18 protein-coding genes are annotated in these 20,455 nt (G+C 68.4%); 7 read left to right on the forward strand and 11 right to left on the reverse strand.

The features are described from left to right. Positions 1-111 precede the first annotated feature (111 nt). From HT136_RS16190 to HT136_RS16200, 3 genes are all read left to right on the forward strand, one after another. Positions 112-876: a 16S rRNA (uracil(1498)-N(3))-methyltransferase gene (locus HT136_RS16190; RefSeq protein ID WP_214200828.1), complete on the forward strand. Its 765-nt coding sequence runs from the start codon at positions 112-114 to the stop codon at positions 874-876. A gap of 74 nt (positions 877-950) precedes the next feature. Beyond that, positions 951-2,324 (forward strand): glutamate--cysteine ligase, encoded by a 1,374-nt coding sequence (locus HT136_RS16195; RefSeq protein ID WP_214200829.1) that lies wholly within the window; start codon positions 951-953, stop codon positions 2,322-2,324. A 39-nt stretch (positions 2,325-2,363) separates the two neighbouring features. Then, on the forward strand, positions 2,364-3,320 hold the full coding sequence (locus HT136_RS16200) for a carbohydrate kinase family protein (RefSeq protein WP_214200830.1): 957 nt from the start codon (positions 2,364-2,366) through the stop codon (positions 3,318-3,320). Positions 3,321-3,329: 9 nt separating this feature from the next. Here HT136_RS16200 and HT136_RS16205 read toward each other — a convergent pair whose 3' ends face one another. From HT136_RS16205 to HT136_RS16225, 5 genes are all read right to left on the reverse strand, one after another. Continuing rightward, positions 3,330-4,688, reverse strand: coding sequence for a methyltransferase family protein (locus HT136_RS16205; RefSeq protein WP_246543781.1), 1,359 nt, complete (start codon positions 4,686-4,688; stop codon positions 3,330-3,332). A gap of 166 nt (positions 4,689-4,854) precedes the next feature. Further along, the gene (locus HT136_RS16210; protein WP_214200917.1) at positions 4,855-6,234 is read right to left on the reverse strand and encodes an outer membrane protein assembly factor BamB family protein; all 1,380 of its coding nucleotides are present in this window, start codon (positions 6,232-6,234) and stop codon (positions 4,855-4,857) included. 23 nt (positions 6,235-6,257) lie between these two features. Beyond that, positions 6,258-7,085 carry a tetratricopeptide repeat protein gene (locus HT136_RS16215; protein ID WP_214200832.1) on the reverse strand — a complete coding sequence of 276 codons (828 nt, stop codon included), beginning with the start codon at positions 7,083-7,085 and terminating at the stop codon, positions 6,258-6,260. 135 nt (positions 7,086-7,220) lie between these two features. After that, a complete protein-coding gene (locus HT136_RS16220; protein WP_214200834.1) occupies positions 7,221-8,348 on the reverse strand; it encodes a glycosyltransferase in 1,128 nt (375 codons plus the stop codon). 11 nt (positions 8,349-8,359) lie between these two features. Beyond that, the gene (locus tag HT136_RS16225; RefSeq protein ID WP_214200835.1) at positions 8,360-9,277 is read right to left on the reverse strand and encodes an alpha/beta fold hydrolase; all 918 of its coding nucleotides are present in this window, start codon (positions 9,275-9,277) and stop codon (positions 8,360-8,362) included. 156 nt (positions 9,278-9,433) lie between these two features. On the opposite strand from HT136_RS16225, the gene HT136_RS16230 reads away from it, so the two are divergent. Then, positions 9,434-10,879, forward strand: coding sequence for a protein adenylyltransferase SelO family protein (locus HT136_RS16230; protein WP_214200837.1), 1,446 nt, complete (start codon positions 9,434-9,436; stop codon positions 10,877-10,879). A gap of 176 nt (positions 10,880-11,055) precedes the next feature. Further along, positions 11,056-12,471: a succinylglutamate-semialdehyde dehydrogenase gene (locus HT136_RS16235; protein WP_214200838.1), complete on the forward strand. Its 1,416-nt coding sequence runs from the start codon at positions 11,056-11,058 to the stop codon at positions 12,469-12,471. A gap of 6 nt (positions 12,472-12,477) precedes the next feature. Here the strand turns inward: HT136_RS16235 and HT136_RS16240 are convergent, their stop codons facing one another. Both HT136_RS16240 and HT136_RS16245 read right to left on the reverse strand, forming a co-directional pair. Next, positions 12,478-13,206, reverse strand: a complete 729-nt coding sequence (locus tag HT136_RS16240) for a hypothetical protein (protein WP_246543782.1) — start codon at positions 13,204-13,206, stop codon at positions 12,478-12,480. Positions 13,207-13,546: 340 nt separating this feature from the next. Further along, positions 13,547-13,978 (reverse strand): glycine zipper 2TM domain-containing protein, encoded by a 432-nt coding sequence (locus HT136_RS16245; protein WP_214200839.1) that lies wholly within the window; start codon positions 13,976-13,978, stop codon positions 13,547-13,549. Between the two features lie 207 nt (positions 13,979-14,185). On the opposite strand from HT136_RS16245, the gene rarD reads away from it, so the two are divergent. Beyond that, positions 14,186-15,097, forward strand: coding sequence for an EamA family transporter RarD (rarD, locus tag HT136_RS16250; protein WP_214200840.1), 912 nt, complete (start codon positions 14,186-14,188; stop codon positions 15,095-15,097). Here rarD and HT136_RS16255 read toward each other — a convergent pair. Beyond that, positions 15,094-16,419 carry a dihydroorotase gene (locus tag HT136_RS16255; RefSeq protein WP_214200841.1) on the reverse strand — a complete coding sequence of 442 codons (1,326 nt, stop codon included), beginning with the start codon at positions 16,417-16,419 and terminating at the stop codon, positions 15,094-15,096. The two genes, rarD and HT136_RS16255, sit on opposite strands and share 4 nt — an antisense overlap. A gap of 162 nt (positions 16,420-16,581) precedes the next feature. Here HT136_RS16255 and HT136_RS16260 point away from each other — a divergent pair, with 162 nt between their 5' ends. Continuing rightward, a complete protein-coding gene (locus tag HT136_RS16260; protein WP_214200842.1) occupies positions 16,582-16,956 on the forward strand; it encodes a hypothetical protein in 375 nt (124 codons plus the stop codon). Positions 16,957-16,987: 31 nt separating this feature from the next. Here HT136_RS16260 and HT136_RS16265 read toward each other — a convergent pair whose 3' ends face one another. From HT136_RS16265 to HT136_RS16275, 3 genes are all read right to left on the reverse strand, one after another. Beyond that, on the reverse strand, positions 16,988-18,268 hold the full coding sequence (locus tag HT136_RS16265; RefSeq protein ID WP_246543784.1) for a methyl-accepting chemotaxis protein: 1,281 nt from the start codon (positions 18,266-18,268) through the stop codon (positions 16,988-16,990). A 285-nt stretch (positions 18,269-18,553) separates the two neighbouring features. Next, positions 18,554-19,570, reverse strand: a complete 1,017-nt coding sequence (locus HT136_RS16270; RefSeq protein WP_214200844.1) for an alpha/beta hydrolase — start codon at positions 19,568-19,570, stop codon at positions 18,554-18,556. 285 nt (positions 19,571-19,855) lie between these two features. After that, positions 19,856-20,446 carry a nitroreductase family protein gene (locus tag HT136_RS16275; RefSeq protein ID WP_214200845.1) on the reverse strand — a complete coding sequence of 197 codons (591 nt, stop codon included), beginning with the start codon at positions 20,444-20,446 and terminating at the stop codon, positions 19,856-19,858. Positions 20,447-20,455 lie beyond the last annotated feature (9 nt).

The raw sequence follows: 20,455 nt of genomic DNA on the forward strand, positions 1-20,455 counted from the left end.
GCAGCGCAAGCTCGACGGTCCACGGGGTCAAGGGGTGGTAAACCCCTTGAAACCTCGCTTCCTCCTGCATAACCCCGAGCCCCCACGTCCCTGCCACACCGAGACCTGCCCATGCCCGCCACCCCCGCCTGGCCGCCCCGCTCCGCCCCTCGCCTCTTCGTGCCCGGCCCGCTCGCCGAGGGGCAGGAGCTGGTGCTCGACGGCAATCCGGCGAACTACCTCGCACGCGTCATGCGCGTTGCGCCCGGCGATGCGGTGATCGTGTGCGACGATGTGACCGGCGAATGGGTCTGCGAAGTCATCGAGACGGGCAAGCGCGCGGTGACGCTGGCGCTGCGCGAGAAGCTGCGCGAACGCGAGGCGGTGCCCGACCTGTGGCTCTGCGCGGCGCTGCTCAAGAAGCCCAATTTCGACCTGGTCCTCGAAAAGGCGACCGAGCTCGGCGTCGCGCGCGTCCAGCCACTGGTGACCCGCCGCTGCGTCGCCGACAAGCTCAATGCCGAGCGCGCGCAGACCATCGTCACCGAGGCGGCCGAGCAATGCGCGCGCACCGCGCTGCCCGAGCTTGCCGCGCCGATGAAGCTGGAAAGCCTGCTCGCCCAGTGGCCCGAGGACCGCGCGCTGTTCTTCGCCGACGAGCAGGGCGGCGAGAGCGCGGCGGCGACCTTCGCCGCGCACGAGGGGCCCGCCGCGCTCCTCGTCGGACCCGAAGGCGGCTTCGACGAGGCCGAGCGCGCCGCCATCCGTGCCCACCCCTGCGCCCGCGCGATAACGCTCGGCCCGCGCATCCTGCGCGGCGAAACCGCGACGATTGCGGGGCTCGCGGTATGGATGGCGACACGCGGGGACTGGGTGGGCAACCAGACAGCCGATTGACCGCGCACGAATTTTGTACGGCTCCGAACACAATTCACTGGCGCTAAGGGCTTCGCCCCTCTAACTCCACGCCCATGAGTACCCGCGAGGCTTCGGATCGCGACGATCCGGTTATCGAGACCCTGGACCAGCTTGCCGCGCCGATGGCCGCGGGCGAGAAGCCGCGCGCGGCGTGGCGGATCGGGACCGAGCACGAGAAATTCGTCTACGACACCGGCGACCACCATGCCCCCTCGTACGACGAGGACGGCGGCATCCGCGATTTGCTGATGGCACTCGAGGAATTCGGCTGGGAGCCGATCCTCGAAGGCGGCAAGGTGATCGCAATGAAGGGCTCGGACGGAACCGTCAGCCTCGAGCCCGCCGGCCAGCTCGAACTTTCGGGCGCCCCGCTCGAGACCCTGCACCAGACCTGCGCGGAAACCGGGCGCCACCTGGCCCAGGTCAAGACCATCGGCGACCGCATCGGCAAGGGCTACCTGGGCCTTGGCATGTGGCCCGACAAGACCCGCTCCGAACTGCCGCTGATGCCCAAGGGCCGCTACGACATCATGACCCGGCACATGCCGCGCGTGGGCTCGCTGGGCCTCGACATGATGCTGCGCACCTGCACGATCCAGGTCAATCTCGACTATTCGAGCGAGGCCGACATGGTGCAGAAGTTCCGCACCAGCCTCGCCCTCCAGCCGCTGGCGACCGCGCTCTTCGCCAATTCGCCCTTCACCGAGGGCAAGCCCAACGGCATGCTCTCGTACCGCAGCCACATCTGGTCGGACACCGACCCCGCGCGCACCGGCATGCTGCCTTTCGTGTTCGAGGATGGCTTCGGCTACGAGCGTTATGTCGACTACATGCTCGACGTGCCGATGTACTTCGTCTTCCGCGAGGGCAAGTACATCGACGCCGCCGGCCTCTCGTTCCGCGACTTCCTCAAGGGCGAGCTTTCGGTCCTGCCCGGCGAAAAGCCGCGCGAATCCGACTGGATCGACCACCTCTCCACCGCCTTCCCCGAAGTGCGCCTCAAGAGCTTCCTCGAGATGCGCGGTGCCGACGGCGGCCCGTGGAACCGCATCTGCGCGCTGCCCGCGCTGTGGGTGGGCCTGCTCTACGACCAGGGCGCGCTCGATGCCGCCTGGGATCTCGTCAAAGGCTGGGACATGGAAGGGCGCGAAACCTTGCGCAGCTCCGTCCCGAAGATGAGCCTCGATGCGCCCCTGCCCGGTGGCGGCACCTTGCGCGACATCGCGGGCGAAGTGCTCGACATCGCGCGCGGCGGCCTCGCCGCCCGCGGCAAGCTCAACGCCAGCGGTGACAACGAGACCGGTTACCTCGAACCGCTCGCCGAGATCGTCGCCAGCGGCAAGGTGCCCGCGCAGCGACTGCTCGACCTCTACAACGGCGAGTGGCAGCGCGATCTCTCGCGCATCTACAAGGTCAAGAGCTTCTAACCCCGGGCGGCCCCACGCCGGGGCCGGAAGACGCAGTTCATGAGCGCCATCATCGCCAATGCGCCGGTCGACCTCACGGGATGCGTCGGGGAGGATTTTCTCGTCCGTCACGCCATCCCGCGCGGGGGCACGCTGACGCTGGGCGATCGCGTGGCGCTGACGTCGCTCCATGCCGATTTCGAGCGGAGCGCCCGCGCGCATGGCGGCGTAGAGGCGCATCCCGGCGGTTGCGGCGCCAACACCGCCGCCAGCCTCGCCACGCTCGGCGGGCGCATCACACTCGTCGCCCCCTTCGGCACCGGCCCCCATGGCGCGCTCGCCCGCGAAGACCTGACCCGGCGCGGGGTCACGATCGCGGGGTTCGACACCGCCGAACCGCATCTTGCGATCATCACCGCGATCTCGCCCGACGGTGAACGCTCGTTCGCGATGGTGGCCTGCGAGGGACACGACGAATTCGCCGATCACCTCGCCGCGCTGAACCGCGAATCGTCCGTGCTGCTCGACGGCTACCTGCTCGAGGACAAGGCCAGCGCGGAGGCGATCCTCACGCACGTCGCGAAGGGCATGCCGGCCGGGCAGGACTTCGTCGTGTGCCCGAACGGCGCGGAGATCATCGCCGCCGCGCCCGAGCGGCTCCACGTCGCCCTCGCCCGCGCCAGCCACATCCTCCTCAGTGAAATCGAGGCGCTGGCGCTCACCGGATCCGCCGATGCACACGCAGCGGCACGGCGCTTGCGCGCGCGGGGACTTGCCGGGGCGATCACGCTCGGCGCGCGCGGTGCACTGCTTTTCGATGGCCACGAAATGGTGGAAGTGCCCGCAGAGGCAATCCCGCCCGGCGAGATCGTCAACATGAACGGCGCGGGCGATGCCTTCGCTGCCGGCTATCTGCTCGCTCGCCAGCGCGGTCTCAACCTCTTCGAGACCGGCGCCCTGGGCTGTGCCTGCGCCGCCGGGGTCATCCGCCAGGTCGGCGCACGGCTACCCGCCTGAACCCTGCCCTCATTCGGCGGGCTGCGCGGTATCCTCGAAGCGCGGCGGACGCGGCGCGAAACGCGCCCACAGCGCCACGAAAGAGCGGGTGATCACCGCGTTGCGCGCCATCCAGGCATGGTATTCGACATACTTGGGGTCCTCGCCCAGCAAGTGACGCTCCTCGGTCTTGGCGCGCCAGAAGTAGATCCCGCTGACCACCGCCAGCAGCACGGTGTTGCGCACCATGTCGGTCAACGAACCGTTGGTGACGAGAAAGGGCAGCGTCGAGATCCACCAGAACAGGTTCTTCGAGAGATAGGCCGGGTGGCGGGTGAAACGGTAGGGGCCGTTGGTCAGCACACCGCGGTAGGTAAGGTTGGAAAAGCGCAAGCCAAAGGCGAAGGTCGCCCAGGCGTAGACGGCGGTGAGGAACACCATCATCGCCACCCACAGCCAGGCCAGACTGACGTCGCCACCCAGCCAGTGCGCCCAGCCGCCGGTGTTGACCTCGTAGCCCAGCACGTCGGCGCGCCCGATCGTGCCCCACACGAAGGGCGGGTAGCACATCAGCGCCGCGACCCATCCCGCGAGGTAGGGGTTGCCGCTACGAATGTGCGCGTCGAGCGGACGGAAGGTGAAGATGTAGCCGACCGTGCCGATCTGCACGTCGATAAGGAACAGCAACTGGATCAGCAGCGAGCCGATCGCCACCGGATCGCGGCCGAGCGTGCCGAGATCGGCCTCCACCACCGCGCCGAACCCGCCGGGCAGGATCGAGATCATGAAGGCGCCGAAGAAGCCCTTGATCGCCCAGGCCCGCCAGTGCTTCTTGACCTGCTCGCCATCCCAGGCCTCGCGCCCGAGCAGCATCGCGCCGAAGTGCCAGGACGCATCGCGCGGCTGCGTCAGGACGCGGTCGAGCCACAGGACGTAAGGCACCGAGAGCGCGAAGAGCGGCACCGCCGCCGCGCCGATCACCTCCATCGCGAAGAGGTACTGCCCGTCCCAGTACCAGCGCCCCATGCAGTAGAAGAGCCCAATCCCGACCCAGGTCCCCCACAGGCCCGCAAGCTTGGTGACCGAGATGTCGAACGTCTCGGCCAGGGGACGCCGGGAATTCCAGTCGATCCCGGTCGAGGGATTGCGGTGGACCTTGTCGACCAGCAGCGAATAGAGGCTCATCGCGCAGCCGGTGACGAAGAGCGTGGCCAGCGCTGCATAGGGCCCGCTCAAGGGCGCACGGGGGCCCGGTATGCCCAGCGCGGGGGCCAGGCTCGCCCAGTTACGGCAGACCAGCAGCCAGAGGACGAGCGCGGCCAGGCCCACGAAGCCCACCGCGCCCGATACGTCGCTGGTGGGGCGGGCCGTGCCCGTGCCCGTACCCAAGGCGGCTCCTGCTCCCGGCTTCCGAATGTCGCGCAGCTCTGTCATGGCCCTGTGGCTAAGGGCAAATGGTTAAGGGGCCCGAAACGAGCCCCTTTCCGCGCGCAAGGCGGACATGTCCGATGCGACGGGCGCCTGGTCGAGGTTCGATCAGGCGCCCGCGCAAACATCAGCGGTAGGCCGTGATGCGGCCCGAATTGTCGAGGATGTAGAGCGTCGAATTGGCGACCACCGGGGCCAGCGAGACGCTGTCGCCCAGTTCGGCGAACTTGGTCGGCGTGCCCGTGGCGGGATCGACCTTGTAGACCTCGCCGCGCGAGTTGGCGGTCCACAGCGTGTTGCCGGCGAGCACCGGCCCCACCCAGAACACCGGGTTCTTGCGCTTCTTGGGCTTCTGGTAGCGCATCAGTTGGGTCAGCCAGCGCACTTTGCCGTTCGCGCGCGAGATCGCGAGAATCTCGGCGTGATCGTCGAGCGTGAAGACCCAGTCGCCCGCGACCGCCGGGGTCGAGATGCCCGCGAGGTTGAGTTCCCACACGCGCTGGCCGGTCAGCAGCTCGTAAGCCGCCATGCGGCCGCCCTGGCCCAGCGCGAAGACGCGGTCCTGGTCGATGATCGGATCGGCGTCGACGTCGGTGAGACTGCCCACTTCGGTCGAGATCGAGGTGCGCGAGAGCGCGTCCGACCAGAGCTGGCGGCCGTTCTCGTAGCGGTAGGCGACGAGCTCGCCCGAAGAATAGCCCGCGATCACGGTGCCGCGCCCGGCGGCGGGCGAAGCCACGCCGAAGACGCCCGACTGGGTGACCGAGCCCGATTCGTTCCACAGGATCTTGCCGTCCTCGGCGTTGAGCGCGAAGATCTGGTTGTCCTGGGTCATGACGTAGATCGCGTTGAACGCCACCGTCGGCGCGCCGCGCAGCGGGCCTGCCGGCTTCACCGACCAGAGCTGCTTGCCGTCCTTGGCGTCGAGCGCGGCGACTTCGCCCAGGCCCGTGGTGACGTAGAGCTTGCCGCTCTCGAAGCTGACGCCGCCACCGAAGACCGAGCGTTCGTTGTCACCCGAAACCGAGAAGCTCTTGGTCCACAGCTGGCTGCCGGTCTGCGCGTTGAAGGCGTGGACGACGCCCTGCGTGTCGATCACGAAGAGGTTGCCATCGCCGATGACCGGTGCGGCCGCAAGACGCTGGCGCTGCGAGGCACCGGCGATCTGCGCGGTCCAGGCCTTGGTCGGGTTGTCCGCCAGCGCGAGGTGGCCGTAGGACTTGGTCGGCGTGCCGCCGCCCTGCGCCCAGGCGGTGTTGACCTGCTCGGGCGGCAGGACGACCGAGACCATCGAGAGCGTGGGATCGACTTCCGCACCGCTTTCGATGTGCGAGAGGATCGGGATACGCTCGCCCACGGTCGGGGTCTTGGGGCCACCGTCACCGCCACCGCCGAAAAGCTTGCAGCCCGAAAGGGCCGTCAGCAGCGCAATCGCGACAAGCGGCGCGGCGCGGCGACGCCACGCGGCGCGCGGCGCGCTAGGCGCATTCGAGGCCTTTGCATTCATGCCGAATTTCTCACAGGTATCGATCATTCGGCAGCCTTTCCGCCTTTCGCGTCTTCATTCGTGGTCTTGGCGCCGGCCGTGTCCGCGATCGGTTCACCCTGGGCATCGACGACGTCGGCCACGGCATCGACGCCGAGCAGGGCGGCGAGCTGGCGTGCGCGGCTGCGCAGCCCCTCGGAAGAATTCTCGTCCTTGGCGATGGCCGCGAAAAGCGGTCCGGCCTGGCCGGGCTTGTCCATCTTGAGGTAGGCCATGCCCACCATCTCGCCCGCGACGCCGAACCAGGCGTTGCCCGGTGCGGCCAGCGGCTTGAGCCGTGCGACGACGTCCTGCGGCTTCATGTCGTCGAAGCGCGCGGCGACCGAACGCACCGTGGCGAGATCGCGCAAGGGCTGGGGCGCGGAGGCGTCGGCGGCGACCTCGTCGTAGATCGTGGCCGCGCCCTTGGCGTCGTCCTGCTCCTGCGCGATCGCGGCGAGCATCAGCCGTGCGGGCACGGTGTTGCCCTTGGCGTCCGCGCCGGTCAGCGCCTTGAGCTTGCTCTTCGCATCGGCAAGGTTGCCGGCCTGGACCGCGTCGAGCGCCTGGACATAGGCCTCGGCGTGTTCCTCGCGCAGGGTCTTCTGGTGATGGTTCCAGTAGAGCCAGCCGCCGAACCCGGCGAGGACCACGACGATCAGGACGGCGAGCGCGATGCCCTTGCCCTTGATGAAGTTCTCCATCTGGTCCTGGCGCAGGGCATCATCGACTTCGCGAACGAAGACGTCCTGCTGCGCGGCCTTTACGGCAGCGGCCCGGTCGTTGCCGGAAGGGCCATTGGAGGCGGATTTCGTGTCAGGTGGCAGGGCCAAGATCGGGGCGCTTTCTGCGGTAAACGAGGTTGGTTTCGGGCTGTTTAGCGTATGGACGCGGGTTTTCAACGGGGATGATCGCTGCACGTCCCGCTCTGAAGCAGAACTGAACGGCGAGATCGACCCCCCGCATCCTTACGGCAGGTCGGCAAGCCCCATAGCGCCTGCGTACGTCCGCCGATAGGCCGAAATCATCACATTCTCGTCGTAGTGCCGCGCGGCGTATACGCGATTGGCCTGACCGACACGTGCGCGCAAGTCTCCATCGCCCGCCAGAGCGCAGAGCGCGGCGGCCAGCGCCGCCTCGTCGCCGGGCGCGGTGACGTAGGGGTGGTTTTCGGGCGCGACCATGGCCGCCACGTCGCCCACGGCCGGCGCCGCGACGGCGAGCCCCGCCGCCATCGATTCGACCACCGAGATCGGGAACTGCTCGCTGCGGGACGATAGCGCGAAGAGATCGAACAGCCCGACCGCGCGCGAGGGATCGGCCACGAAACCGGGCAGGTGCACCCGCTCGGCGACCCCGCAGGCGCGCGCCTGCGCCTCGATCGCACCGCGTTCGGGCCCCTCGCCCAGGATCACCAGTTCCCATTCGCCCGGCATCCGCGCGAAAGCGCGCACCAGCTGCGGCAGGTCCTTGACCGCGCGCAACCCCGCCAGCGTGCCCAGCCAGCGCGCCCCCGGTGCCTTGACCAGCCCCGCAATCGCGTCGACGGGCGGCGCCTTGGCATAGGCGGCGGTCGCGATGCCGTTGGAAATCAGCCGCACCCGAGCGCGCGGCTGCTTCCACGCGCCGAGCGCGATGCCCTCGAGCCGCAGCGAAGGGACGACGAGCGCGAAGGCGCCGCCGAGCGCGAAACGGCGGAAGAGGTTGCGTTGCCACTTGAGCCCTTGCGCCTCATCCTCGTTGAAGCCGTCCTCGTGGTGGACGAGCGGAGGCAGACCCAGCCGCCGCGCATGGAGCCGATGCGCCAGCACCGTGTCCATCGCCCCCCAATTGTAGGTCAGCACGAGATCGTAGCCGCACATCGCCTCGGCCAGCCGGTGCAGCCGCGCGGGCGTCGGCCGACCCTGCAAGGGCGGAAAATCGCCGCCGAGCTCGACTTCGAGCGCGGGATCGATCAGCTCCGCCGCGCCATAGGCCCCGGGTAAGGCGGAGACGATCCGATGCCGGATCGCCGGACCGAACGCCTTCATCAGGCGCACCGCGCGCACTTCCTTGCCGCCTGCGTCGAAACCCGAATGGAGGTGGAGGAAACGCATCGCCGGCCGCCTCAGGCCGTCCGCTCCGGCGTGGCCGATACCGCGGCGGTGCGCGCCAGCAGCGCCTCGATCGCGGCGACCGCCTCGGGCTCGTCGAGCGTGGGCGCGTGGCCGACCCCGGCCAGCGTCAGCGCCTCGGCCCCCGGGACACGTTCGAGCATCTGCGCCAGCGTCTTGAGCGAGAGCAGGTCGGACAGCTCGCCGCGCAGCACCAGCAGCGGGCGGCCCGCCATCGCCTCCCAGAACGGCCAGAGGTCGGGCTGATCGGCCATGTCGGCCGCCAGGATCGGCTCGGCGATCTTCATGTCGTAGTCGAACACGATGCGTCCGTTGCTGGTAAGCGTCATCAGCCGCTTGGCCTTGCGGATCCAGAAATCGAGCGGTTGGCCGGGGTGGGCATCGCCTTGCGCGCTTTCGAGGCCCCGCGCGGCATGGACCCAGGTCGGGTAGCTGCGCCCTTGCCCGACGTAGTCGCGGATGCGCTCCATGCCCTCGGGCTCGAGCCAGGGGCCGACGTCGTTGATCACCGCCGCGCGCACCCGCTCGGGCACGACCTGGGCCAGCCCCATCGCGATCAGCCCGCCCAGAGATGTGCCGATCACCGAGAAGCTCTGGATGCCCTCGGCACGGATGAGCCCGAGGATGTCCTCGACATATTGCTGAGGCGTGTAGCTGGCCGCATCCTTCGCATAATCGCTCTCGCCGCGCCCGCGCAGATCGGGGCACAGCACGTTCCAGCCGCGCGCGGCAAGATGGGGGGCCAGCCCGTCGAAATCGCGCGCGTTGCGGCTGAGGCCGTGGAGGCAGAGCACCACGCCGGCCGCCTCGTCCGCATCGCCTGCCCCTTCGCGCGTCACCGGCGCATAGTCGCGATAATGCAGCTTGAGACCATCCGCGCTCGACCAGTAGCGATCCTCGTAGTGCGTCATCAACTCGCCCGTTCCTGCCCTTCGTCTCGATGTCGCGTCGCGGCGGCCAACGGACCTGCGCGCCCGTCCGTGACCACTCGCGCGGGTGATAGCTTTCCTGAAGGCCTGTGAACACCCGGCTTGAAGCGCGACGTGGACAGGCCCACCTTGGAAGCCATGTCCTTTCCCGCCCCCCGGTCCGACCATCGCCCCGAACCCGCCCCTGGCCCCTACCGCTCCGATCGCGCCATCGAACCGGTCGCCGGCTGGCTCGCCGATCCGGTCGACGCCGCGCCCTTTCCCCAACACGTGCTGCGCTTCCGCAACCAGCGCCAGGCCGCGACGGTCGGCCTCGACCACCTCGACGAGGCGCAGTGGATCGCCCATTTCGGCCGCTTCGAGGCGCTGGAGGACAACCTCCCGCGCCCCCTCGCGCTGCGCTACCACGGGCACCAGTTCCGCAGCTACAATCCGGACCTGGGCGACGGGCGTGGGTTCCTCTTCGCGCAGCTGCGCGCGGCGCCGCAGGGGTCCGAGGCACCCGCGCGCCTGCTGGACCTGGGCACCAAGGGTTCGGGCCAGACACCGTGGAGCCGCGATGGCGACGGGCGCCTGACACTCAAGGGCGCGGTGCGCGAGATTCTCGCCACCGAAATGCTCGAGGCGCTCGGCGTGAACACGAGCAAGACCTTCTCGGTGATCGAGACCGGCGAACGGCTGTGGCGCGGCGACGAGCCTTCGCCGACGCGCTCGGCGGTGCTCGTGCGGCTCTCGCACGGGCACATCCGCATCGGCTCGTTCCAGCGGCTCTACGCTCTGGGCGAGAGCGACCACCTCGAAGCGCTGGTGGCCTATGCGCTGGAGCACTATCCCGGCCCGGCCGCGCCCGAGGATGCCCCCGACCGGGCCAATCCGGCGGTGATCCTGCTCCATCAGGTGGTCGCCCGCCTCGCCGACCTTGCGGCCTCGTGGATGGTCGCCGGCTTCGTCCACGGCGTGCTCAACACCGACAACATGAACATCTCGGGCGAGAGCTTCGATTACGGCCCCTGGCGTTGGGCGCCGCGTTGGGACCCGCGCTTCACCGCCGCCTATTTCGACCACACCGGGCTCTACGCCTTCGGCCGCCAGCCCGAGGCGCTGCTGTGGAACTGCGGGCAGTTAGCCATGGCCTTAAGCCCACTTGCCGAAACGCCCGCGCTCGTCGCCGCGCTCGACCGCTTCGGCCCGCTCTACCAGGAGGCGCTGACCCGGCGCTTCTGCTGGCGCCTCGGCGTCGTCGCGCAGGGCCTCGAGGCCGACACCGCGCTGGTCCAGGCCGCCGAGCAGGCGATGGTCGAGACCGGGCTCTCGCCCGACGCCTTCTTCTTCCTCCACCGCGCCGGACGCCAGCCGGGCACCGGCGATTTCGGCACTCGCCTCGCGACATATGCCCCGAGCGCAACCTGCGACGAACCGTTCTGGCGCGCCGAAGCCGCCCCCGACCTGCACATCGAGGAAGTCGAGCGGATCTGGGAAGCCATCGCCGAACGCGACGACTGGAGCGAACTCGACAACAAAGTTGCAGCCATCCGCGAATTGGGTCGTTATCTGGGGCCCGCGCCGCGTCCGCTCGCGCAGTGAGCACTTTTTGCCGGGCGCGTTAGCAACCCGGTAGGAATAGCCCCGGTAGGAATACCCATGCTTTTCGACCCAAGATTTCCAAATTCCTTAGCTAACGCAGACAGGAGCCTTGATCGGCGGGGCACGCGCGCGCGCCACACCGGCACGCACGAATCGAACGGGAGCCCGTCAGGGACGTGAGCAAGGCGGACATCATCTCTCTCGAGCCGGCTACCGGCGCGGAAATCTGGCGCGGCGCGGCCTGCGACGTCGACGACGTCGTCGCGCGGGCGCGGCGCGCCTGGCCGGCCTGGGCGGCCCAGCCGCTGACCACGCGCATGGAACTGATGCGCCGCTTCGCCAACGAAGTGCGCAAGGAAGCGGACACGCTCGCGCACACCATCGCGCGCGAAGTGGGCAAGCCCTTGTGGGAAGCCCATGCCGAAGTCGAAGCGGTCGTCGCCAAGGTCGAAGTCTCGATTCGCGCCTATGCCGAGCGCACCAGCCAGCGCAAGCTGGACTCCGCGCTGCAGGGCAAGATGGCGCTGCGCCACAAGCCCCACGGTGTGCTCGTCGTGCTCGGCCCGTTCAACATGCCCTGCCACCTGCCGGCCGCGCACATCGTGCCCGCGCTGATCGCGGGCAACGTGGCGATCTTCAAGCCGAGCGAAAAGGCGCCCGCTTCGGGCGAGATTCTCGCGCGCTGCTTCAACCGCGCGGGCATCTCCGCCGCGGTCATGCAATTCGCCCCGGGCGGCCCCGCCGAAGGCCAGCGCCTCGTCGCCCATGAAGGGATCGACGGCGTGCTGTTCACGGGCTCGGCCAACACCGGCATCGCGATCAACCGCAAGCTTGCCACCCGGCCCGACAAGATCGTCGCGCTGGAAATGGGCGGCAACAACGCGCTGGTCATGTGGGACACGCCCAAGCTCGCCGACGCGGCCGCGCTCATCGTGCAGTCCGCTTTCGCCAGCGCCGGCCAGCGCTGCACGGCGGCGCGCCGGCTGATCGTCAAGGCCTCACTCTACGACCAGATCATTCCGCTGGTGAAGAACCTTGCCGACCGCATCATCGTGGGTGCCCCGTTCGACGAACCCGCCCCGTTCATGGGCCCGGTGATCGACAACGCCGCCGCCGACGGTCTTTCGGAGAGCTTCCTCTACCTGATGAGCAACGGCGGGCGCGCGATCAAGCACCTCCAGCGCCCACAGGGCGGCACCCTGCCCTTCCTCAGCCCTGCGATCATCGATGTCACCGCGATGCAGGACCGCCCCGACGTCGAACTGTTCGGGCCCATCCTCCAGGTCATCAAGGTCGACGATTTCGACCAGGCGATCTCGGAGGCCAACAGCACGCGCTTCGGGCTCGCCGCCTCGCTGATCGGCGGCACCCCGCAGGACTACAATCGCTTCTGGGCCAACATGCGCGCCGGGATCGTCAACTGGAACCGCGCCACCGTGGGCCCGAGCCACGCCGCGCCGATGGGCGGCATGGGCCTCTCGGGCAACCACCGTCCGACCGGCTACTACGCCGCCGACTACTGCGCCTACCCGGTCGCCTCGGGCGAGATGGAACAGCCGCGCGCGGTGATCGGCGTCGGCCTCAAGTCCTGACCCCGACTACTTGCCGGAGGTGACGAGGTTGACCTCGGTCACCGCCGAACTGCCGACCTTATTGACGTAGACGACGTAGGCCTTGCCGCCCTTGCGCCCGCCGATCGCGTACTGACCCTTGGCGCGCGCGACCTGGGCGGTGTACCCCACCTTGTCCGCCAGGGTGTAGTAGAAGCTCAGGACATCCGAAGGGCTCATCGCGGTCGCGTAGTTGACCACGATCATCGCGCAGCCGTCCTTGTCGATCCCGGCCGCCTCCTGCACCGCGCCGCGCGGATAGACCGGCAGCTCCTTGGGCAACTTGGCTGCCCAGGTGTTCGAAAAATCGAGCTTGGCGGTGCAATCGGTGTGCGCGAGCTGCGCCGCCTTCGCCACTTGCGCGGCGGTCGCGGCCCCTTCGCTGAGCGGCGCGAGGCCCCCGTTCCCGGGCTGCGGGGCGGGCTTCAGCGCTCCGCCGGCAAGCGCTGCGGCCTTCTTGCGCGCATCGGCGATGGTCTCGGCCGAGAGGTCCTGCGGGGGCAGAGTGATCGCGCCGTCGTCGGCCGAAAGCGCCGCGCCGTCCTGCCCGGCCATCTGCGGGTCGACCATGATGTCATCGCCCAGGGCGCCGCTCACCGCCGGATCGCTCGAGGGCGCGGTCGGCTCCTTCGAGCCGCCGCAGCCTGCCAGCAGGAGCGAGGCCAGCGCGGCCATCGCCAGCGGACCTGCCGCCTGCACCCGGAGGAACTTGCTCATCTGTCGCGATCCTTCTTCACCCGCGCGCGCCGCCCTTGGCCGCTGCGTCGGTTCGTTCTGATCGCCCAGAAAGGGGAAAAAGCAGGTTAAGACCAGCCTATTGCAGGTCTACGTCCCATTTCGGGAAAGGCACGAAGGCGACGGGAGCCCCCCTTCAGCACGCGCATCGAGGACGCCTGCTTCCGAAAAGCAGACGCCCTCCCGCGACGAATTGCAGGCCGTGAAGCGTACCTGCAACCGGCGGCCCACCGCGGTGTCGCCGTCCATAGCGGTGGGGATTACGAAGCCGGTGGAAGGAAGGGCGCCGCCACAGGTCGAACAGCGCCCTTCCTGCCCCGGATTAACGGCAACGCGAATCGCTGCGATCGATCTCGCGGCCCAGCAGCGCGCCACCCACGGCGCCCAGCAGCGTCCCGACCGTGCGGTCACGCCCGCCGTCGATCTCGCGGCCGAGCAAGGCCCCCGCCGCGCCGCCGATCAGAAGACCGGTGGTGCCGTCCTGCTTGCGGCAATAATAGCGCCCGTTGTTGCCGCGCCAGACCCGCGTCGGGCGGTCGTAGCCGCGGTAGCGGTCACGGCCGTAGCCGCGGCGGCGATCCTCGCGCGAATAACGGTAACGGTCGCGGCCATAGGCGCTGGTCTCCTCGCCGGGCGCATGGAACTGCGTGGCCGAAGCGGGACCGTAGCTCTGCACTGCCGCCGAAGCCGGAACCGCGGTGGCGATGCTGGCGCTCGCCGCGGCAAGCGCGGTTGCCTTGATGAATGCGTGCATCGTGTATCTCCTTGGTTGCGGACCCCAGTTATGTGTCCCCTGGGGTGATCCGCGTCATGCATTCATATTTAAACCAAGAAAGCTGAACCGACTGCAACGCACTTGTAAGATTCGATAATATCGACGAAACGAAACTACGGGTGCGGTGAAAGGAGCCCTTTCCCGGCGCACCTCCGACAAAATCCACCATCGGACACGAAATCATTCATGAACGCGCAAGCCAGAAGCACCGCAAGCGGGCTGCCCTACGCGCTGGGCACGTATCTGTTCTGGGGTCTGTTACCGCTTTACTTCGCCGCGCTGCGCCACGTGCCCGCCTTCGAGATGGTGGGCTGGCGGATCGTCTTCACCGTGCCCTTCTGCATTCTCCTCGTCAGCCTGCGACGTGACTGGGGCGCGGTCGCAGGGGCACTGCGCAACCCGCGCACGTTCGCCATACTCGCCGCCAGTGCATTAGCGATCGGGGCCAACTGGACCATCTACGTCTGGGCGGTGCAGCAGGGCCACGTGCTTGCCGCAAGCCTGGGCTACTATATCAATCCGCTGCTCAACGTACTGGCGGGTACGCTCTTCCTCGGCGAGCGGTTAAGCCGCCTGCAGTGGGGCGCCGTGGCGCTGGCGGGGATCGGCGTCGCGATCCTGGCCGTCAACGCGCTGACGATGCTGTGGGTGAGTCTGGGCCTCGCGGCCTTCTTCTGCGTTTACGGATTGCTGCGCAAGCGCGTGGCGGTGGAGGCCTTGCCTGGACTCACGGTCGAATCGCTGATCCTGACCGTGCCGGGCGTCTGGGTCGTCATCCACCAGGCGCTTGCGCCCGGCGGTTCGAGCCTGGGCCAGTCGCCGCTCACCGACGCGCTGCTCGCACTGGCGGGCGTGCTCACCGGCCTGCCGCTGCTGTTCTTCGCCATCGCCGCGCGGCGCATGGACTACTCGACGCTCGGCTTCGTTCAGTTCGTCACGCCCACGATCGTGTTCCTGCTGGGCGTCTTCGTCTTCCACGAAGAGGTTCGCCTGACCCAGATCGCCTGCTTCGCCTTCATCTGGTGCGCGATCGGCCTGTTCACGCTCGACCTGCTGAGGCGCCGCAAGCGCCCCGGCAGGCGAGAGGCCGCTTCCTAGAGCGCGTGGGCAAAGCGCAGCGCTTCGCCCTGCGCCTGGTTGGCCAGCTGGCCTTCCCACATCGCGGCATGGCCGCGAATGATCGTACCCACCACGCGGCCGTCGAGCTCCATGCCGGTGAACGGCGACCAGCCGCAGCGGCTCTCGCCCCAGTCGTCGGTGATGGTGAACCTGCCCTTGCGATCGACCACGGTGAAGTCCGCGTCGTAGCCGGTGGCGATGCGGCCCTTGCCGACCAGCCCGAACACGCGCTGCACGCCCGCCGAGGTCATGTCGATCAGCCGCTCGAGCGTCATGTTCCCCTTGGCGACATGGTCGAGCATCAGCGGAAGCAGCGTCTGCACGCCGGGCATCCCCGAGGGGCTGGCCGGATAAGCCTTGGCCTTTTCCTCCTTGGTGTGCGGCGCGTGGTCCGAGCCGAGCACGTCGGGCACGCCCTGGCGCAACCAGTGCCACAGCCCGTCGCGGTGGGCCTTGGAGCGGATCGGCGGGTTCATCTGCGCGTACGTGCCCAGGCGCGGATAGGCGTCCTCGGCCCAGAGCGTGAGGTGCTGCGGGGTCACCTCGCAAGTCGCGATGTCGCGGTGCTGCGCGATCAGCTCGAGCTCGGCGGGGGTGGTGATGTGGAGGATGTGGATCGGGCGCTTCGCTTCACGTGCCAGGCGCAGGATGCGTTTGGTCGAGCGCATCGCACTCTCGTCGTCGCGCCAGACCGGGTGGCTCGAGGGATCACCCTCGACCCGCTCACCCTTGCGTTCGTTCATGCGATCCTCGTCCTCGGAGTGGATCGCGACGCGGCGGCGGCCATTGGCGAGCACGCGAGCAAGCTCGGGGTCGTGCGCGACGAGCAGGTTGCCGGTCGAGGCGCCCATGAAGATCTTGACCCCCGCGGTGCCCGGAATCCGCTCGAGTTCGCCCAGGTGTTCGGCGTTCTCTGCCGTCGCGCCGACGTAGAAGGCGTGGTCGCAGAACATGCGGTGGTGCGCGCGTTCGAGCTTGTCGTGAATGCGCATCGTCGAATCGGTGTTCGGATTGGTGTTGGGCATCTCGAACACCGCGGTGATCCCGCCCATGACCGCCGCACGGCTGCCGGTCTCGAGGTCTTCCTTGTGCTCGAGGCCGGGTTCGCGGAAGTGGACCTGGCTGTCGATCACGCCGGGCAGGACGTCGAGCCCGGTGCAGTCGATCCGGCGCGCCGCGTCCGGGTAGCTGCCAACGCCCAGGATCTTGCCGTCGCGCACCGCAACGTCGGCCACACCCGAACCGTTGGGAGTGTGCACCGTGCCGCCGGACAATACGAGTTCGGGAGCCATATCGGTCATCTGGGTTGCGCCTTTTTCCATCGACCGGTCGCGAGTGCCGGGCTTCGTCAAAGACGACCTAGGAGCGCAAGTCCCCGGGTGCAAGGCGGACGGTGCCGCCCGGCCGCGATTGCGCCGCAATTGGCAGGCAATTTCGCGCACGACATCCCAGGAGGACCGCCTGTGCCCGTTGCCGATGGACTGCCCCCGCCGCCCGCCCTGGAAGCGCCCGCGCCCTCGGCCGTGACCGGCCCCGCCTTCGACCTTGCCACGCTCGACGCGAACGAGCCGGACCACTCGTTCCACGCGGTGCGCCCGCGCTGCACGCGCGCCTCGCGGCCCGGCGAGATCGTCGTCTGCGCGCCCGATCCCGAGGCCGAACGGCTTGGCGATACAGGCGGCTTTCGCGGCTACACGGCGCCCGAGGGCAAGGGACTGCCGCGCGCCGCGATCGACTTTGGCGAGGGTGCCCGCCTCGACCTCCATCTCGACACCGCCGTCCTGCCCAACGGCATGGTCAGCAACCGTGTCATGGTGGGCATCAAGGTCCCGTTCTGAACGGGGCCCCGGTGCCCACCCGAAGCGGTTCTCAGCCCATGGCCATGGCGCCGTGGGCGATGGTGAAACGCGTGGTGAGCGCGCGCAGGCGCTCAACTTCGCCCTCGAGATTGCGCGCCGCCGCCGACGTTTCCTCGACCATCGCCGCGTTCTGCTGCGTCGACTGGTCCATCTGACCGATCGTCGCGCTGATCTCGCCGATCGAGCTCGACTGCGCCGAGTTGTCGCTGGCCATGCTCTCGAGCAGGCCGTTGACTTCGCGCACGTCGGTCAGGATCGCCGAGAAGGCATCGTCGACGTGGCGCACCATGCCGACCGCCGCGGCGACATCGGACTGCGTGCTCGAAAGCTGGTCGCGCGCGCGGCCCGCTTCCTCCTCGGCGCGCATGGCAAGCGCCGAGACCAGGTCGGCAACGACCGCGAAGCCGCGCCCGGCCTCTCCCGCGCGGCCCGCCTCGACCGCCGCGTTCATGGCAAGGACTCGGGTCTGGAAGGCGATCTTGTCGACCCCCTCGATGACGTCGTCGATGCCCTTGGCGCTCTCGGAAACGCGGCCCATCGCCTGCACTGCCTGGCTCGCCACGCTGCGCCCGGTCTCGACCGAAGTCATCGCGCCGTCGGCGCGCGAGACGGTGCGCTGCGCATTCGAGACCGAAGCCTTGAGGCGCCCGTCCATCGCCCCGATCGAGCTCGCGGTCTCGCCCAGGCTCGAGGCGGCGGATTCGGTGCGGCGGGCCAGGTCGTCCGAGGCGCTGGTGATCTGCGAGGAGCCGGTGGCAATCGCCTCGGTCGACTGGACCACCGACCCCACCAGCTCGCGCAGCGAAGCCAGCGCCTGGTTGAAGTTGGCTTTCAGGACCGCGTTGGCGCCGGGGAAATCGGCGGTCACGTCGGCGGTCAGATCACCTTGCGCGAGGCGGTCGAGCGAGGCGCCGAGGACGCGCACGACTTCAGCCTGCTGCTCGGCGGATTCACGCTGGGCAACCGCGGCGTCGCGGAAGATCAGCATCGCGCGCGAGATGCGACCCACGCAGTCCTCGTATTCGGTGTGCGCGATCGGTCCGGTCAGGTCGCCGGCGGCAAGCCCTTCCATGCGCACGACCGTCGCCACGTAAGGATCCGCGATCATGCGGCTGCACACGTGGGTCACGTAGAACGTCGCGCCCACGACCACGACCAGCAGCACCAGGTGGACGCTGGGGGGCAGGATCATGCCCAGGACACCCATGACCAGCATGAGTGCGAGCACCGCACCGAATGCCACTTTCAGCTTCTGGCGTATCGGCGCCTTGACCTCGAACCAATGGAACATCGCTAAACCCTTCCTACCGACGGCCCCCCAAACCGCTTGAATGTTGAAATTGACGAAAAATCTCTCACGACATGAAAGGATTCTAGACGGCTTGAGGCAACATCCTTGCCAAATGGCAGGAAAATGAATCGACATACGATTGCAAGATTCGAAATCGCGATACTCATAAAGGTTAATTCACCTCCCGAGGAATACGCCAGGGACGCGCCTTGGAGTGCGGTCGCAAAGAATTTCCGGAGCACGCCAACAAGCACGTCTGGTCCTCGAATCGGGGCCAGGCTCGAACTACAGGGCGAGGAAACCCTCGACCTCGAGCCAGTCGACGAACTGTTCGGCGAAACGCGCGGCCGTCGTGTCCTTGGAGCCGAGCCGGAAGCCATGGCCACCCTTGGCGTAAAGATGGAGTTCAGGGCGGTAACCCGCCGCGAAGAGGCGATCGTAATACGTACGAAAGCCGTCCTGCGCCGCGACGTCGTCCTGTGCCATCGCCAGGAATTGCGGCGGCAGACGATCGGGCGCGGGCCGGGGCGGGGGGGCACCGACCGGGGCCATCAGCGAGGCCAACGTCGGCGGCAGGTTGGCCGGCGGCAGTTCGATGAGATCGCCCTCGTAGGGCATGCCGTAAATGAGACCGGCAAAGCTCGCGCGGGCCTCGGGATCGGATGCGGCGGCCATCATGCCCGCCACGTGACCTCCCGCCGAGAAACCGATCACGCCGACCCGCTCGGGCCGCACCGCGTAATCGGCGGCCCGCGCACGGATCAGGCGCAGCGCCTCCAGGCCGTCCGCCACGCCGGCCTTGCCCGGCACGTTGCGGCGCATTTCCCACAAGCGCTTCTGCATCTCCGCGCGATCGCCGACCCAAGGCGCGGTGCGGTACTTCAGGACAAAGGCGGCGATCCCCCGCGCAGCGAACCACTTCGCAAGGTCCTCGCACATCGCGATGTCGAGCACGCGGAAGCCGCCGCCCGGCGCGATCACCACACCGGCCCCGCGCGCACGCCCCATGGCAGGCAGGTAGGCGGTATACGTCGGATCGGTGACATTGAGGAGCAGGTCCGTGCCCGGCTGCCTTTGCTCGCGCACGGCGGGATGGTCGTAGCCGGGCCACCCGGGGATGGCTGGCGCCCCCTCGGGCCAGATCCGCACCGGAGCCTCCTGGCGGATCGCGTCCGGCGCCGAAACCGTCCGCCCCGCGTCCGCCGTTTGTGCAAGACCCGCCCCCGGCGCGAGCAGGGCCAGGGCACCGGCCGCGAGAGATCCGGAACCAAGCGCTACCCAGCGAAAACGTGAATGTGCCATCCCGTTGACTTCCCCTCGAATCGTACGATCGCGGGCAGGATGATGGTGCGCGACACGGCCGCCACAAGGGCCCCGGCGCTGGCCGCCTGTCGGTGACCCAAAGGGAGCCAAGGCTGCGGCAGCCCCTTTGGTGCGCTTGGCGCGATTGGCGCACGAACCTCGAAAAGGGAGGCCCGGTCTACCTATCCCTGTCGAGAAAGGGATGGGTAGACCGGGCCAGTCACGGTACCTGCCGATGATGATGGTGGAGGTGGCAGGTACCGGGATGCCGGACGGTGAAACCCGTCAGGCGAATTTGCCCGCGCGCGCGACTTGCGAAAGCGGCTTGCGACCCGAAGGCGCTTCGCGATCCTGAAGGAATTCCGGCAGCGTCGACTTGTCGCCGATCTTGCCGATGACGAAGGCGGCTTCGAGGCGGTGGTCGGCAGGCACGCCGAGCGCGGCCTCGGCTTCACCGAACTTGAGGCCGGTCATGCCGTGCGTGTGGTACCCCAGCTTCAGCGCCTGGAGGGCGGCAAGCGCCCAGGCCGCGCCAGCGTCGAAGCTGTGGCTGTAATTGTCCGAATTGCCCTTTTCCGAGCGCATCTGGCTGTCCGAGACGACGAAGACCAGCGCCGAAGCGCTTTGCGCCCAGCCCTTATTGAAGTCGATCAGCTGCGAAAGGAACAGGTCCCAGTTGGCATCGCCCTTGACCGCGTAGAGAAACGTCCAGGGTTGGACGTTGTAGGCCGACGGCGCCCAGCTGGCCGCTTCGAGGATGGCCTCGAGATCTTCCTGCGGAATGGCGCTGCCATCGAAAGCGCGCGGCGACCAGCGATCGACGATCAGCTTCTCGATGCGGTCATTGGCCGTGCGTCCGAGCGATTGGGCGGTCATGTCTTCTCA

Origin of the sequence: Novosphingobium profundi, from assembly GCF_018491765.1 — a bacterium.
GTDB lineage: Bacteria > Pseudomonadota > Alphaproteobacteria > Sphingomonadales > Sphingomonadaceae > Novosphingobium > Novosphingobium profundi.

Bases quoted from the DNA above. Each gene is read 5' to 3' on its own strand.
- HT136_RS16190 (WP_214200828.1), top strand. From the start codon at position 112: ATGCCCGCCACCCCCGCCTGGCCGCCCCGCTCCGCCCCTCGCCTCTTC.
- HT136_RS16195 (WP_214200829.1), top strand. From the start codon at position 951: ATGAGTACCCGCGAGGCTTCGGATCGCGACGATCCGGTTATCGAGACC.
- HT136_RS16200 (WP_214200830.1), top strand. From the start codon at position 2,364: ATGAGCGCCATCATCGCCAATGCGCCGGTCGACCTCACGGGATGCGTC.
- HT136_RS16210 (WP_214200917.1), bottom strand. From the start codon at position 6,234: ATGAATGCAAAGGCCTCGAATGCGCCTAGCGCGCCGCGCGCCGCGTGG.
- HT136_RS16220 (WP_214200834.1), bottom strand. From the start codon at position 8,348: ATGCGTTTCCTCCACCTCCATTCGGGTTTCGACGCAGGCGGCAAGGAA.
- HT136_RS16225 (WP_214200835.1), bottom strand. From the start codon at position 9,277: ATGACGCACTACGAGGATCGCTACTGGTCGAGCGCGGATGGTCTCAAG.
- HT136_RS16230 (WP_214200837.1), top strand. From the start codon at position 9,434: ATGTCCTTTCCCGCCCCCCGGTCCGACCATCGCCCCGAACCCGCCCCT.
- HT136_RS16240 (WP_246543782.1), bottom strand. From the start codon at position 13,206: ATGAGCAAGTTCCTCCGGGTGCAGGCGGCAGGTCCGCTGGCGATGGCC.
- HT136_RS16245 (WP_214200839.1), bottom strand. From the start codon at position 13,978: ATGCACGCATTCATCAAGGCAACCGCGCTTGCCGCGGCGAGCGCCAGC.
- rarD (WP_214200840.1), top strand. From the start codon at position 14,186: ATGAACGCGCAAGCCAGAAGCACCGCAAGCGGGCTGCCCTACGCGCTG.
- HT136_RS16255 (WP_214200841.1), bottom strand. From the start codon at position 16,419: ATGACCGATATGGCTCCCGAACTCGTATTGTCCGGCGGCACGGTGCAC.
- HT136_RS16265 (WP_246543784.1), bottom strand. From the start codon at position 18,268: ATGTTCCATTGGTTCGAGGTCAAGGCGCCGATACGCCAGAAGCTGAAA.
- HT136_RS16270 (WP_214200844.1), bottom strand. From the start codon at position 19,570: ATGGCACATTCACGTTTTCGCTGGGTAGCGCTTGGTTCCGGATCTCTC.
- HT136_RS16275 (WP_214200845.1), bottom strand. From the start codon at position 20,446: ATGACCGCCCAATCGCTCGGACGCACGGCCAATGACCGCATCGAGAAG.